The sequence below is a fragment of the Nocardioides oleivorans genome (genome assembly GCF_004137255.1).
GTDB classification, from domain to species: Bacteria; Actinomycetota; Actinomycetes; order Propionibacteriales; family Nocardioidaceae; genus Nocardioides; species Nocardioides oleivorans.
In genome coordinates this window covers 1709588-1723743 of record NZ_SDWT01000001.1, presented here as the reverse complement: position 1 = coordinate 1723743, position 14156 = coordinate 1709588, and the positions used below count along the sequence as shown (strand labels likewise).

General features: G+C 72.5%; 12 protein-coding genes. 2 read left to right on the top strand and 10 right to left on the bottom strand.

Annotated elements, in window-relative coordinates; genetic code table 11:
- Positions 1-63: 63 nt before the first annotated feature.
- The 7 genes from EUA93_RS08205 to EUA93_RS08175 all read right to left on the bottom strand — a co-directional run bounded on the left by EUA93_RS08205 (position 64) and on the right by EUA93_RS08175 (position 7574).
- A complete protein-coding gene (locus EUA93_RS08205) occupies positions 64-393 on the bottom strand; it encodes a GIY-YIG nuclease family protein (RefSeq protein ID WP_129399681.1) in 330 nt (109 codons plus the stop codon).
- A 316-nt stretch (positions 394-709) separates the two neighbouring features.
- Positions 710-2047, bottom strand: a complete 1338-nt coding sequence (locus tag EUA93_RS08200) for an LLM class flavin-dependent oxidoreductase (protein WP_129399680.1) — start codon at positions 2045-2047, stop codon at positions 710-712.
- Between the two features lie 25 nt (positions 2048-2072).
- Positions 2073-2909, bottom strand: coding sequence for an ABC transporter permease (locus EUA93_RS08195; protein WP_207208631.1), 837 nt, complete (start codon positions 2907-2909; stop codon positions 2073-2075).
- Positions 2902-3741 (bottom strand): ABC transporter ATP-binding protein, encoded by an 840-nt coding sequence (locus EUA93_RS08190; RefSeq protein WP_129399679.1) that lies wholly within the window; start codon positions 3739-3741, stop codon positions 2902-2904. Before EUA93_RS08190 ends, EUA93_RS08195 begins: the two co-directional genes overlap by 8 nt.
- Positions 3738-4787, bottom strand: a complete 1050-nt coding sequence (locus EUA93_RS08185) for an ABC transporter substrate-binding protein (RefSeq protein ID WP_129399678.1) — start codon at positions 4785-4787, stop codon at positions 3738-3740. Before EUA93_RS08185 ends, EUA93_RS08190 begins: the two co-directional genes overlap by 4 nt.
- 201 nt (positions 4788-4988) lie before the next feature.
- Entirely contained in the window at positions 4989-6044 is a 1056-nt protein-coding gene (locus EUA93_RS08180; RefSeq protein ID WP_129399677.1) for a coiled-coil domain-containing protein, read from the bottom strand.
- A 36-nt stretch (positions 6045-6080) separates the two neighbouring features.
- A complete protein-coding gene (locus EUA93_RS08175; RefSeq protein ID WP_129399676.1) occupies positions 6081-7574 on the bottom strand; it encodes a coiled-coil domain-containing protein in 1494 nt (497 codons plus the stop codon).
- Positions 7575-7714: 140 nt separating this feature from the next.
- Here EUA93_RS08175 and EUA93_RS08170 point away from each other — a divergent pair, with 140 nt between their 5' ends.
- A complete protein-coding gene (locus EUA93_RS08170; RefSeq protein WP_129399675.1) occupies positions 7715-8662 on the top strand; it encodes an NAD-dependent epimerase/dehydratase family protein in 948 nt (315 codons plus the stop codon).
- Positions 8663-8777: 115 nt separating this feature from the next.
- Here the strand turns inward: EUA93_RS08170 and EUA93_RS08165 are convergent, their stop codons facing one another.
- The 3 genes from EUA93_RS08165 to pdhA are packed head-to-tail and all read right to left on the bottom strand — an operon-like array spanning position 8778 to position 12508.
- On the bottom strand, positions 8778-10355 hold the full coding sequence (locus EUA93_RS08165) for a dihydrolipoamide acetyltransferase family protein (protein ID WP_129399674.1): 1578 nt from the start codon (positions 10353-10355) through the stop codon (positions 8778-8780).
- 10 nt (positions 10356-10365) lie between these two features.
- Positions 10366-11352, bottom strand: coding sequence for an alpha-ketoacid dehydrogenase subunit beta (locus tag EUA93_RS08160; RefSeq protein ID WP_090968278.1), 987 nt, complete (start codon positions 11350-11352; stop codon positions 10366-10368).
- A gap of 1 nt (position 11353) precedes the next feature.
- Complete coding sequence (gene pdhA / locus EUA93_RS08155; protein WP_129399673.1) at positions 11354-12508, bottom strand: pyruvate dehydrogenase (acetyl-transferring) E1 component subunit alpha; 1155 nt, start codon at positions 12506-12508, stop codon at positions 11354-11356.
- Between the two features lie 552 nt (positions 12509-13060).
- Between pdhA and EUA93_RS08150 the strand changes: the two genes are divergently transcribed.
- Positions 13061-14146 carry a family 43 glycosylhydrolase gene (locus EUA93_RS08150; RefSeq protein ID WP_129399672.1) on the top strand — a complete coding sequence of 362 codons (1086 nt, stop codon included), beginning with the start codon at positions 13061-13063 and terminating at the stop codon, positions 14144-14146.
- The last annotated feature ends 10 nt before the right edge of the window (positions 14147-14156 follow it).

Sequence of the window (14156 nt, the reverse complement as noted above, 5' to 3'; positions counted from 1 at the left end):
GAGCCGCTGGTTGAGGCGGTCGCCAGCCTGTGCCCGTTGGTTGAGGAGGTCGCGCAGCGACCGTCACGAAACCCCCCGGCCCTGGTCGCCCGACCCGCGGCGCTCCCTGATCGCGGCCCAGCTCCGGCTGGACAACGGCGTGAGGTCGTCGGTCCGGCCGTCGATCAGGGCCTGCCGCTTCGCCCGCGACCACCCCTGGATCCTCTTCTCCATGGCGTAGGCGTCCTCGACCCGGTCGTAGTCCCCGCACCACACGAGCGTCACCGGTCTGCGCCGTCTGGTGTAGGCCGCACCGATCCCGAGGTTGTGCTCCGAGACCCGGCGCTCGAGGTGCCAGGTGCTCCCGACGTAGAAGCTGTCGTCCGAGCACCGGAGGATGTAGACGTGCGGCATGTCCCCACGGTGGTCGGTCTCGGCCGCCGGATCCAGACGCCTCCGGCGATCTGTGGACAGGGTTGCCGGGTCTCGTGACAGGACTCCGTCCTTCCTCGACCAACGGAGCCGTCGGTTGAGGAGGTCGCGCAGCGCGTGCCCGCTGGTTGAGGAGGTCGCGCAGCGCGTGCCCGCTGGTTGAGGAGGTCGCGCAGCGACCGTCACGAAACCCCCCGGCCCCGGGTCGCCCGACTTACGTGACCGGGTCTCGTGACAGGACTCCGTCCTTCCTCGACCAGCGGAGGACACGACTCCGTCCGTCGTCGACCAACGGGGGTCAGGCGCTCGCCTCCAGCCGGGTCACCCGCGGCTGCGGGACCGGGAGGCCGTAGTGCTCGCGCAGCGTCGTACCGGTGTAGTCGTCGCGGAACAGGCCGCGCTGGCGCAGGATCGGGACGACGTGGTCGACGAAGGCCTCCAGGCCCGAGGGCAGGACCGCCGGCATGATGTTGAACCCGTCGGCCGCGCCGGAGGTGAACCAGAGCTCGATGTCGTCGGCGACCTGCTCGGGCGTGCCGGTGAAGGACCGGTGGCCGCGGCCACTGCCGAGCTTGAGCAGCAACTGACGGACCGTCAGGTCGTCGGAGCGGGCGAGCTTCACGACGAGCTCGTAGCGCGCCCGGTTGCCCTGGATGTCGCTCGCCGGGCGGATGTCGTCCGGCAGCGGCGCGTCGAGGTCGATCTCGTCGACCGGGATCCCGATGTCGGCCGAGAGCTGGTCGAGCGGGTGGTCGAGCACGACGAGGTCGTCGAGCTGCTGCTCGATCGCCTTCGCCTCGGCCTCGGTGCTGCCGATGATCGGCACCAGCCCGGGCAGGATCTTGATGTGGTCGGGGTTGCGCCCGGCCTTGCGGGTGGCCGCCTTCAGCTCGTCGTAGAACGCCCGTCCGTCGTCGATCGACGGCTGCGCGGTGAAGACCGCCTCGGCGTACGCCGCCGCGAGCGCCATGCCGGGCACGGACGAGCCGGCCTGCACGATCACCGGGTGGCCCTGCTCCGAGCGGCCGACGTTGAGCGGGCCGCGGACGCGGAAGTGCTCGCCCACGTGGTCCAGCACGTCCACCCTGGCGGAGTCGTGGAAGACGCCCGACTGCTTGTCGGCGACCGTCGAGTCGTCGCGCCACCCGCCCCAGAGGCCGAGCACGACCTCGAGGAACTCCTCGGCCCGGCGGTAGCGCTCGGCGTGGGACGGTGCCTCGGTCATCCCGAAGTTGGCGCCGGCCTTGAGGTCGGCGGTGGTGACCACGTTCCAGCCGGCGCGACCGTGGCTGATCGCGTCGAGCGAGGCGAACGTGCGGGCGAGGTTGTAGGGCTCCTCGTAGGTCGTCGAGGACGTGGCGACCAGGCCGATCCGCTCGGTCGCGACCGCCATCGCGGTGAGCAGGAGGGCCGGCTCGATCGCCTCGGCCGGACGTCGCTCGAGGTTCACCCCGAAGATCGACGGGCTGTCGGCGAAGAACACCGAGTCCATCTTTCCGCGCTCGGCGACCTGCGCGAGCCGCTGGTAGTGCGTGACGTCGCGATAGCTCGTCACGTCGGTCTCCGGCATCCGCCACGAGGCCTCGTGGTGGCCGGTGCTCATCAGGAACGCGTTGAGGATCAGGTGCTTCGACATGGGTCGGTGTCCTTTCCGGGTCGGGTCACGCGCGCCAGCGCGAGAGCCGGCGCTCGATGGCGACCAGCCCGAAGTTCACGGCGAGGCCGATCAGCGCGGTCGTGAGGATGCCGGCGTACATCTGCGGGATCAGGAAGTTGTACTGGCTGTAGTTGATGAGGTAGCCGAGGCCGGCCGTGGCGCCGATCATCTCGGCGGCGATGAGCACCAGGATCGCGGCGGCGCCGGCGATCCGGATGCCGGTGAAGATCGTCGGCACGGCGGCCGGGAAGACCACCTTGCGGAAGGTCGTCACCGGCGACATGCCCAGCACCCGTGCAGCGCGCAGCAGCTGGACGTCGACCGAGCCGACACCGGCGATCGTCGAGAGCAGCACCGGGAAGAAGCAGGCGAACACCACGATCGCGATCTTCGAGGTCTCGCCGATGCCGAGCAGCAGCACGAACACCGGCAGGATCGCCAGCGCGGCGGTGTTGCGGAAGATCTCCAGCACCGGCGTCAGCAGCTCGCGGACCGGGGAGTACCAGGCGATGACCGCACCGAGCGGGATCGCCAGCGCGAGCGCGAGGACGAACCCGACCCCGGAGCGGACGAGGCTGGCCTGCACGTGGGTCCAGAGCTGGCCGGTGGTGGCGAGCTCCCACCAGGCGCCGACGACGGTGCTGAGCGGCGGGACGAAGTAGGGGTCGACCAGGCCGAGGCGCGGCACGACCTCCCAGACGAGGGCGAGCAGCGCCAGCCCGGTGAGCCCCCGGGTCCACCGCAGGACGGCGGCTCGCTGCTTGGCCGAGTGGACTCCGGCGGAGGCCTCCTGGCGCTGGTTGGGTCGGGCCTCGGTGCGTTCGAGCAGCAGGTTAGGCAACGCGCTCGACCTCCTCCAGGTGGTGGTCGGCCGGGTCCTGCGCCGACTTGTTGGCCTGGCGCAGCAGCGTCCAGATCTCGTGGCGGTAGCGGGCGAACTCCGGCGTGGATCGCACGTCGACGTCGGCGGCCGCCGTGCGGTCGAGGTCGATCTCGACGAGGTCGCGGATCCGGCCGGGGCGCGCGCTCATCACGGCGACGCGCTGGCCGAGGAAGACCGCCTCGTCGATGTCGTGGGTGATGAAGACGACGGTCGTGCCGGTCCGCCTCCAGATGCCGAGCAGCTCCTCCTGGAGCCGCTCGCGCGTCTGCGCGTCCAGTGCGCCGAACGGCTCGTCCATGAGCAGCACCTCCGGCTGGTACGACAGCGAGCGCGCGATGGCGACGCGCTGCTTCATGCCGCCGGAGAGCTCGTGGGGGTAGCGGTTCGCGAAGTCCGACAGCCCGACCAGGTCGAGGAACTCGGCCGCCGTCCGTCGGCGCTCGTCGCGCCTCACGCCGGCCGCCTCGAGGGCGAGCTCGACGTTGCCCTGCGCCGTACGCCACGGGAGCAGCGTGTACTGCTGGAAGACCACGCCCCGGTCGAGGCCCGGCTCGGTGACCGGGGTGCCGTCGATCGAGACCGTGCCGAGGGCCGGCGTGGACAGCCCGCTGATCAGGTCGAGCACCGTCGACTTCCCGCAGCCGCTCGGGCCGACGATCGTGAGGAACTCGCCGGGCGCGACCGTGAGGTCGACGTCGGCCAGTGCCACGAACTTCTCCATCTGCTTGCTCTGGTCGTTGCGGACGTGGAACACCTGTCCCACCCCGCTCAGGTCGATCCTGCTGCTCATCGGGTGCCTTCCTCGTCTGCTGCGTGGTCTGCGTAGGGGTTGAACTCGTTGGTGAAGACGTCGTCGACGTCCAGGGAGCCGGGCTCGACCTCGCCGTTGGACTCGAGCCAGTCGAGCCACATCGAGAAGTCGTGCTCGGTCAGCACGCCGCCGTCGTTCGGCAGGCCGTTGCCCTGCCACAGGGCGTACGTCGCCAGCTCGGGCTCGCGACCGCGCTCGGCCAGCCAGTCGCCGTACACCTCGAGGACCTCGTCCTTGGTGTGCGTCTGCTGCCAGTGGATGGCTTCGGCGAGCGCACCCACGAACTCCCGGGTGATGTCGGGGTGCTGCTCGATGAAGTCGTCCATCAGCACGGTGCTGCCGCCGGTGTAGTCGCCGACGAAGTCGGAGTCGGTCGCCAGGTCGCGCACGCCACCGTTCTTGATCGCGCTGGCGCGGGCGCTGAAGGAGATCAGCGCGCCGTCGACCTGGCCCTGGCGCAGCGCGGCCTCGAGGGTCGCGCCGGGCAGCGGCACGAGCGTGACCTCCTCGATCTCCTCGCTCGTCAGCCCCTCGTCGGCGAGGTAGGTGTCGATCAGCGCCTCGGAGTTGGCGCCGAGCGTGTTGACGCCCACGGTCTTGCCGATGAGGTCGTGGCCGTCGCGCAGGTCGCTGCTCGCGAGCGTGAGGAGCGACATCTCGACGTCACCCGACGTGCCGTAGCTGCCGACCACGGCGGTCATGTCGAGCCCGGTGGACACGGCGCGGGCGATGGCTCCGTTGAACGGACCCACGGCGAACTCCGCCTGCCCGGTCGCGAGGCCGCGCAGCTGCTCGGGTCCACCCTGGGCGGTGCCGATGTTCTGCAGCTCGATGCCGTCGAGGTAGCCGAGCGCAGCGGCCAGCTCGGCGTAGTTCATCAGTCCGGGCGTGGCCTGGTAGCGCAGCGTGGTGACGCCGTCGGCGTCCGTGATCTGCGCGCTCGCGCCGCTGCACGCGCTCGCGCCGAGCGCCACGAGGGCGGTCGAGGCGACCGCCGCGGCGAGGCGACGTACGGGGTGGGGCATGGGTGTCTCCGTCCGAGTGCTGGGGCAACCCGGACCACCATAGCCAATTTCTAGTGACTTACTCGACTTAGGGGTGGAGACATGCGCCACGACCCGCCGCTCGGCCGTGAGTCTCCTGGAGACTCACGATGCATCCCGGGCGTGTCGCGAGAGGACGGGCGGTGCGTGGGCCACCTTCCGAGCGAGCGGAAGGTGGGTGGGTCACCGCTGCTCGGAGGACTCCTCGGTCTCGACGACCTCGTCGGAGGACTCGACGACCTCGGGCTCCTCCGACGGCTCGGGCTCGTCGGCTGCTGCCGCCGGCGCGGGTACGTCGTCCGCGACCGCGGCCGGCGCGGGCTCGCCGGGGAAGGCGATCCCCGGCACGGTGCCGGTGAGGGTGGCGAGCATCTGGCGGACGTTGGACAGCTGGGCGTTGATGCTGTCGCGGCGCTGGGCGGCGGCGGTCAGCTCGCGCTCGGACTCGGCGCGCACCCGGTCGGCGGTGCCGCGGGCCTCGCTGACCATGGCGGTCGAGCGCTCCTCGGCCTCGGCCAGCATCCGGGCGATCCGCGACTCGGCCTCGGCGCGCGAGCGCTCGAGCGCCGCCTCGGCGTCGCGGTTGCGGGCATTCATCGCATCGAGCTCGGCCTGGGTCGCGGCCTGCTGGGCCTGGAACTCCGAGGTCGCCTTCTGGCGGCGCTCGGCCAGGGTCGTCTCGAAGTCCGCGGCGGCCTGGGCGGCCTTGGCGCGCTGGTCCTCGTGGAGGGCCTCGGCCTCGGCGCGGCGGGCGGAGGCGTCGCGCTCGGCGGCGTCCCGCTCGGAGTCGGCCGCCGTGCGCGCGTCGCCCAGCACGCGGGCGCCCTCTGCGTCGGCGTCACGACGGGTCTCCTCGGCGTACCGGTCGGCGTCGGCGCGCAGCCGGCCGACCTCGGCCTCGGCCTCCTTGCGCAGCGACTCGACCTCTCCGACGACCCGGTCGCGGATCTCGGCGGCCTCCGTCTCGGCGAGGGAGAGGATCTGCCCGACCCGGTCACCGAGGTGGGCGTAGGTCGGGACCTCGGGCTCCTGCTGCTGCGCGGAGACCAGGGCGTCGCGGGAGGCCGAGGCCTCGTTGCGCGCGGTCTCGGCGTCACCCCGTGCCTGCTCGGCGGCGACCTCGGCGGCCTGGAGCCGCTGCTTGAGCTCGGCCAGCTCGGCCTGCACCTGGCCGACGGCCCGGTCGACCTCGGCCTGGTCGTAGCCGCGACGGACGATCGTGAACAGCTCTTCGGGCATCGGGGATCTCCTGTGGGGGCGGGGGAAGCGGTGTGATCAGGGGCGGTCGTCGGCGTCGAGGTCGGGCGAGACGGCGACGGGGCGGTGCGGGAGGGAGGGGCGCAGGGGCTCGGCGGTCGGGGCCGCCTCGGGCAGGGGTTGGAACGCGGTCTGCTCGCGCTCGGGCACCGAGAGCGCCTCGATCACGCCCGACAGCTGGCCGAGCTCGGCGGCGATGCCGTCGCGGCGGGTCTGCAGCTGGGCGATCTCGGCACGGGCGCGCTCGACGGCGCGGCGGGCTCCCTCGCGCAGCTGGTCGGCCTCGGCACGACCCTCGGCGAGGTGGACGACCGCCTCCTCGCGGGCCCGACGACGCTCCTCCGCCGCCTCGGCACGCGTGCGGGTGACCTCCTCGGCCACGAGGGCGCGCAGGCTCGCGGCACCGGACTCGGCCTCGGCCCGGCGACGCTCGAGCCGCTCGACGGCGCGCTCGGACTCGTCGGTCGCGTCGGCGATGACGCGGGCCGCCTCCGCCTCCGCCTGCTCGAGGGCGGTCCGCGCCTCCGCCCTCCGCTCGGCCGCCGCGTGAGCGGCGTCCTGGGCGGTCTCGTCGGCTCGCTGCTTGGCCTCAGCCAGCTCGAGCGCGACACGGGCGTCGACGGCGGCGATGACTCCCTGCAGCCGGTGGCGGACCAGGCGCACGTGGTCACCGGCCTCGGCGTGGCTGGCCTTGCGGATCGACTCCGCCTCCGTGGCCGCACCGGCCAGCACGGACTCGACCGTCTGGGTCGCCCACGCGGTCTGCTCGGCCGCGTGGCGGAGCTTCTCCTCGCTCTCCGTGCGGGCCGCGGCGAGCGTCTCCTCGGCGAGCCGGCGCATCTGGTCGACCTCCGACCCCGTCGTGCGGCGCAGCTCCTCGACGTGGAGCGCCGCCTCGTCGCGCATGCGGGCCGACTCGGTCGAGGCGCTCGCCCGCAACGACTCGGCCTCGGCGGCCGCGGAGTCGAGGTGCTGCTGGCCGGCGGTGCGGGCCTCCTCGACGAGACGCGCGGCGGTCTCCTGGGCGGAGCCGACGGTCGACTCGGCCTCGAGCCGGGCTCCCTCGAGCAGGTCGGCCCGGTCGGTGGCTGCGGTGTCGCGCAGCTCCTGCGACTCGGCTCGCAGTGCGGCTGCGTCGTCCTGGGCCTGGGCGCGGAGCTTGTCGCCCTCGCTCCTGGCCGCCTCGACCTGCTCGTCGCGCGCACCGGCGGCGGAGCTCATCAGCAGCCCGGCCTGCTCGTTGGCGTCGACGACGATCGCAGAGGCCTCCGCGGACGCACCGGCCAGCACCTGCTCGGCCTGGTGGCGTGCCCGGCCGGCCTCGGCGCGGTCGCGCTCGGCCTCGACCTTGAGCAGGCGGGCCTCCTCGCGGAGGCTGGCGAGGTCGGCGGTGAGCCGCTCGGCCTCCGCACGAGCCTCGGAGACGAGCTGGTCGGCAACCTGCTGGGCCCGCGCGAGCAGGGCCGACGTGGTGGGCTGGCCTGAGGACGCCGACGTGGCATCGAGGGACATGCGTGCCCACTCCTCTCACACGGTCCGGGGACGGCCATTGTCGCAGCGCCGGGCGATACCTACAAAGGGGTCGTCCACCCGTTGCGCCGACAGCGAACCCATCTTGTCGCACGCCCCGAAGGGTGGGTGGACTGGGCCACATGAAGATCCTCGTGCTCGGCGGTACCCGGTTCCTGTCCCGCGAGGTGGCCGCGCAGGCCGTCGCGCGGGGCTGGGAGGTCACCTGCGCCTGCCGTGGTCGCTCGGGCCCGGTGCCCGACGGTGCCACCCACCTGGCGTGGGATCGCACCGAGGAGGTCCCGGCCGCGATCGCCGACGGCGACTGGGACGCGGTCGTCGACGTCACGCGGCTGCCGTCGCAGGCGCGCAGCGCGGTGGACGCCACGTCGGGCGCCCACTGGGTGTTCGTCTCGACCATCAGCGTCTACGCCGACAGCTCCTCGCCGCTCATGGAGCCGCTCGTGGACCCGATCACCGACGACGTGGACCTCGCCGTCGACCCGGAGGCCTACGGCGGGATGAAGGTCGCCTGCGAGCAGGCCGTCCTGGCCGCGGCGTCGTCCGTGGTCGTCGTACGGCCCGGGCTGATCGTGGGTCCCGGCGACACCTCCGGGCGCTTCGCCCACTGGCCGCAGAGGCTGGCGCGCGGTGGCGAGGTGCTCGCACCCGGCTCACCCGACGACGTCGTCCAGGTGATCGACGTGCGCGACCTCGCCGCGTGGCTCCTGGTGCTCGCCGAGCGTCGTACGACCGGGGTGCTCGACGCGGTCGGCACCCCCGTGCCCATCTCGGAGCTGCTCGCCCAGGTGGCCGCCGGCGTCGGTTCCGACCCGACCCTCACCTGGGTGCCGACGGACTTCCTCGAGGAGCACGGCGTCCAGCCCTGGGCGGGCGAGGACTCGCTGCCGCTGTGGCTCCCGCGCCCGGAGCACGACGGCATGCTGGCGCACGACCCCGGCCCGGCCGTGGCTGCCGGGCTGGTGCTGCGACCCGTCGCCGACACCGCACCCGACTGCCTCGACTCACCGGTCACCGCGCTCACGGCCGAGCGCGAGGCCGAGGTGCTGGCCGCCTGGCACGCCCGCTGACCCCCGCTGTCCAGGGACGTTCTGCTGCGCCCTCTGACCCCCGCTATCCAGGGACGTCCTGGTGGGCGCGATGGGCCCCGGACCTACCAGTTCGTCCCTGGACAGCGGACAAGGGTCAGAAGAGCAGGGCGGTCCCCGGGTCGTTCAGGATCCCGGCGACGTCGGCGAGGAAGCGCGAGCCCTTCTCGCCGTCGATGTGGCGGTGGTCGAAGGACAGCGCCAGCGTCGTGACGTCGCGGACGACGATCTCGCCGGTCTCCTCGTCGACCCAGGGCCGCTTGTTGATCGCGCCGAAGCACAGGATCGCAGACTCGCCGGGGTTGATGATCGGGGTGCCCGCGTCGACGCCGAAGACGCCGACGTTGGTGATCGTGAACGTGCCGCCTGCCATCTCGGCCGGCTGCGTCCGCCCGTCGCGTGCGGTGGCGGTGAGCTCGCCGAGCGCGCCCGCCAGCTCGACCAGCGAGAGGCTGTCGGCGTCCTTCACGTTGGGAACCACCAGGCCGCGCGGCGTGGCGGCCGCGATGCCGAGGTTCACGTAGTGCTTGTAGACGACCTCCTGCGCGGCCTCGTCCCAGAAGGTGTTGATCTCCGGGGTGCGCTTCATCGCGAGGATGACCGCGCGGGCGAGGACGAGCAACGGGCTGACCTTGAGGTCACGCAGCTCGGGACGTTTCTTGAGGCGGGCCACGAGCTGCATCGCCGCAGTGACGTCGGCGGTGATCCACTCGGTCACGTGCGGGCTGGTGAACGCCGACTGGCTCATCGCCGTCGCCATCATCTTGCGCACGCCCTTGATCGGCTCGCGGGTCTCGCGCTCGCGCGGTCCGGCGTGAGAGCCCGCGCCGGCGGCGACGGGTGCGGACGGAGCAGTGGCGGGAGCCGGCGTACGACCGGACGCGCCGTGGGCGGCACCCTGCACGTCGTCGCGGGTGATCGAGCCCGACGGACCCGACCCCACCAGCGTGCCGAGGTCGACGCCGAGGTCCTTGGCGAGCTTGCGCACCGGCGGCTTGGCCAGGGCTCGTACGTCGCTGGGCTCCTGCACGGACGCCGGGACGAGCGCCTCGGCGGGCGCGGTGTGCTCCGGGCGCTGGTCGACGGCGGGGACCGGCGACTCGTCGGCCGGCATGACCTCGTCGGACTGGGCGCCACCGGGCGAGAAGGCACCCTGCACCTGCAGCTGGGTCTGGCTGCCGGCCACCGTGCTCGGCGACGCCGACCCGCGGCGGGCACGGCGCATCGGGCCGCGCTCGGCCTTGATCCGGCCGACGAGCGACGCGCCCTCCATCGACCCGGACGCGGCCGGGTTGGACAGGTCGATGTCGGCCGGGTCGACCTGGTCGGGGGCGGCGGCGCTGCCGCCCCAGCCCTCCGAACCACCGTCGTCGGCGCCGGCCTTCTGGGCCATGCCGAGGTAGGGGTCGGACTCGGTCTGCGGGGCGGTCGGCGCCTCACCGGGAGCACCGATCGAGATGATCGGGGTGCCGACGGGGATGGTCTCGCCCTCGGGGACGAGCAGCGCGAGGACGGTGCCCTCGAAGGGGGACGGCAGCTCGACGAGCGACTTGGCGGTCTCGATCTCGACGATCACGTCGTTGATCTCGACCGTGTCGCCGACCTTGACCTTCCAGGCCACGATCTCGGCCTCGGTGAGGCCCTCGCCGACGTCGGGGAGGAGGAAGTCAGACATGTCGTTCCTCTCAGTACGCGAAGGTGCGGTCGACGGCGTCGAGCACCCGGTCGAGGTCGGGGAGGTACTCCTCCTCGATCCGCGACGGCGGGTAGGGCATGTCGAAGGCGCCGACGCGGAGCACCGGGGCCTCGAGCGAGTAGAAGCAGTGCTCGGTGATCCGGGCGGCGAGCTCGGCGCCCATGCCGAGGTTGACGTGCGCCTCGTGGGTGACCACGCAGCGGCCGGTGCGGCGTACGGACTCCAGGACGGGACCCATGTCGAGCGGCGAGAGGGTGCGCAGGTCGATGACCTCGAGGTGGCGTCCCTCGGTCGCGGCGGCCTCGGCGGCCTTGAGCGCGGTCTTCACGGTCGGTCCGTAGGCGAGCACGGTGGCGTCGGTGCCGGCGCGCACGACGCGCGAGGTGAAGAGCGGCTCGGGCGTCGCGGTCTCGTCGAGCTCGGCCTTGTCGGCGTGGTACTGCCGCTTGGGCTCGAGGAAGATCACCGGGTCGTCGTGGGCGATCGCCTGCTGGATCATCCAGTAGCCGTCGACCGGGTTGGAGCAGGCGACCACCTTGAGACCGGGGGTGTGCGCGAACTGCGCCTCCGGGCTCTCGGAGTGGTGCTCGACCGCGCCGATGCCGCCACCGAAGGGGATGCGGATGACGATCGGCATCTTCACCTTGCCCTGCGAGCGGTAGGTGTACTTCGCGACCTGGCACACGATCTGGTCGTAGGCGGGGTAGACGAAGCCGTCGAACTGGATCTCGATGACGGGACGGTAGCCGCGCAGCGCCATGCCGACCGCGGTGCCAACGATGCCGGACTCCGCGAGCGGGCTGTCGATGACGCGGTCCTCGCCGAAGTCCTTCTGCAGGCCGTCGGTGATGCGGAAGACGCCGCCGAGCTTGCCGACGTCCTCACCCATCAGCAGGACCTTGTCGTCGTCCTCCATCGCCTTGCGCAGGCCCATGTTGAGGCCCTTGGCGAGGGTGATCTTCTGGTTGGTGCTCATCTCAGTGGCTCCCCTCGAAGGACGCGAGGTAGGCGGCGAACTCGTCGCGCTGGGCAGCGATCTCGTCGGTCATCTCGCTGAAGACGTAGCCGAACTGGTCGAGCGGCTTCGGGTCGGGCAGCGCCTTGCAGCCCTCGCGGAGGTGGTGGCCCAGCTCCTTGGCCTCGGCGTCGAGGTCGTCGAAGAACTCCTGGTCGACGAGGCCGTTGCGGCGCAGGTAGACCTTGAGCCGCTCGATCGGGTCCTTGAGCTTCCAGTGCTCGAGCTCGTCGTTGAGGCGGTAGCGGGTGGGGTCGTCGGTCGTGGTGTGCGCGCCCATCCGGTAGGTGTAGGCCTCGACGAACGACGGTCCGTTGCCCTCACGCGCGCGCTGCAGCGCGGCCTTCGTGACGGCGTACGTCGCCAGCACGTCGTTGCCGTCGACGCGGATGCCCGGGAAGCCGAAGCCCAGCGCCCGCTGGTAGAGCGGGATGCGGGTCTGGCGCTCGATCGGCTCCGAGATGGCCCACTGGTTGTTCTGGCAGAAGAACACGACGGGGGCGTTGTAGGACGCGGCGAAGATGAAGGCCTCGTTGACGTCGCCCTGCGAGGACGCGCCGTCGCCGAAGTGGGCGATCACGGCCGAGTCGCGGTCGGGGTCGCCGGTGCCGACGACGCCGTCGCGCTGCATGCCCATGGCGTAGCCGGTGGCGTGGAGGGTCTGCGCGCCGATGACGATGGTGTAGAGCCCGAAGTTGTTCTCGTTCGGGTCCCAGCCGCCCTGGTCGACGCCGCGGAAGAGGCCGAGAAGCCGCAGCGGGTCGACGCCCTTGCAGTAGGCGACGCCGTGCTCGCGGTAGGTCGGGAAGACGTAGTCCTGGGGACGCAGCGCACGACCGGCGCCGATCTGCGCGGCCTCCTGGCCGAGCAGCTGGGCCCAGATGCCGAGCTCGCCGTGGCGCTGGAGGGCGGTGGCCTCGACGTCGATGCGCCGGGTGAGGACCATGTCGCGGTAGAGCCCGCGGAGCTCCTCGGCCGAGAAGTCGTGGTCGAACTCGGGGTGGTGGACGCGCTCGCCCTCGGGCGTCAGCAGCTGGACGAGGTCGGGGCCGCCGTCGGACTGGGAGGGCCCGAAGACCTCCGCCAGGTCGGGGCCGAAGCTCTCATGTTCGGACAACGCAGGTACTCCTTCGACAGCTAGCGGCAGTCGCGGGATCGCCGGACGCCGACGGCTTGCAGCGTGATCGTCGGCGTGTGTGACCCCGACCACATGGTGGGCTCAACGTATCCGGAGCAGCGTGACAGCACCAATCCGGAGCGGGCTCGACGGACGCTGTGCAGTGGGCGGATGAGACCGGTGCCGACGGGCTCGTGGGTACCCGCCGGCACCGGCTCGGCCTCCGTCGCACCTGCGCCGAGGGCGTGGTCGGGGACGGAGACATCCGGGTGACGCGGGGGGAGCCACCTGGCGCCGGCAGCGAATGCCCGGAGCCGGCGGCTCGGGACCGCCGGCGCCGGGCTGTCGATCTTCCGACGAAGCTTTCGCGGGGCCGGCCCCCCAGCCAGCCCCGCGTCCGATCCCCCCAGACCGGAACAGGCACCACCCTGCACCGCGTGACACCGGCAGCGGAAGGCTCCGGACGAAGGCTGATGGGTGCGTTCGACATGTCTTGACGATCCGTCCCGGAAGAGCCCATCAGGAGGGGTTCGCGGACGTAGCCTGTGCGCGATGCGCGTCGCCACCGTCCTCCTCGCCCTGCTGGTCGGACCCCTGCTCGCGCCCCTCCTCGGCCCTGGTTGGAGCCCTGCCCGAGCCACCGCCGACGTCGTCGCCTTCCCGCCCCGTCCGCTGTTCTGGGAGCAGCCGCTCGCCGACCCCAGCGTCGTCCACGACGGCACCCGCTGGTTCGCCGCCGGCACCGGGTGGCGCGGCGGCACCGCCAGCAGCACCCAGGAGTACGCCGGCTGGGCACCCGGCGCGCCCCTGCTGGGTGCCCGCCCGGACTGGGCGCGCAACGGCGACGTGTGGGCGCCCGAGGTCGTCCGGGCCCCCGACGGCACGTGGCTGGCGTACTACTCGGTCCCGGTCACCGGGCTGCCGGGCACGGAGGACCGGTGCATCGGCGTGGCCACCTCGCCCGACCTCTCGGTCCCCTTCACACCGCTGCAGTCCCAGCCGCTCGCCTGCCCGTCGGGGGCCGCCACGGCGGTCGCGAGCGACGTCGTACCCCCCGAGCGCGGGCTGCCGCGGCGCGGGGTGATCGACCCGTCCTCGTACGTCGCGCCGGACGGGCGGCGGTTCCTGCTCTACCGCACCCAGGGCACGCCGTCGTCGATCCGGATGGTGCGGCTGACGGCGAGCGGGCTGCGCGCGGCCGGACCGAGCCGCGAGCTCCTGCGCGACCCGGGCGTGCTGGAGAACCCGGAGATGGTCGATGCCCGCGGACGGCACCACCTCCTGCTGAGCCGCGGCGACTTCGGCAGCTGCGGCTATCGCACGGTGTGGCGCGCCTCGACCTCGGTGCGTCGCGGCTGGCAGACGGCGCCTGAGACGACGCTGCTGGACCGTCGGACGACGGGGATCTGCGGTCCGGGCGGCGCGGACCACGTGCCCGGCCCCCCGAACCGCCTCTTCGTGCACGGCTGGGTGTGCGACGGCGCCAACGCGCCGTGCGAGGCGACGTACTCCTCCCACGACGACGTGGCGCTGCGCGGACGCCGCGTGCTCTACCTCGCGCGAGTGCGCTGGACGGCCGACGGGCCGGTGCTCGCGCGCTTCGGGCAGGGGCCGGCGTGGGTCCCGCCGCCGGGATGAGGGGCCCAGG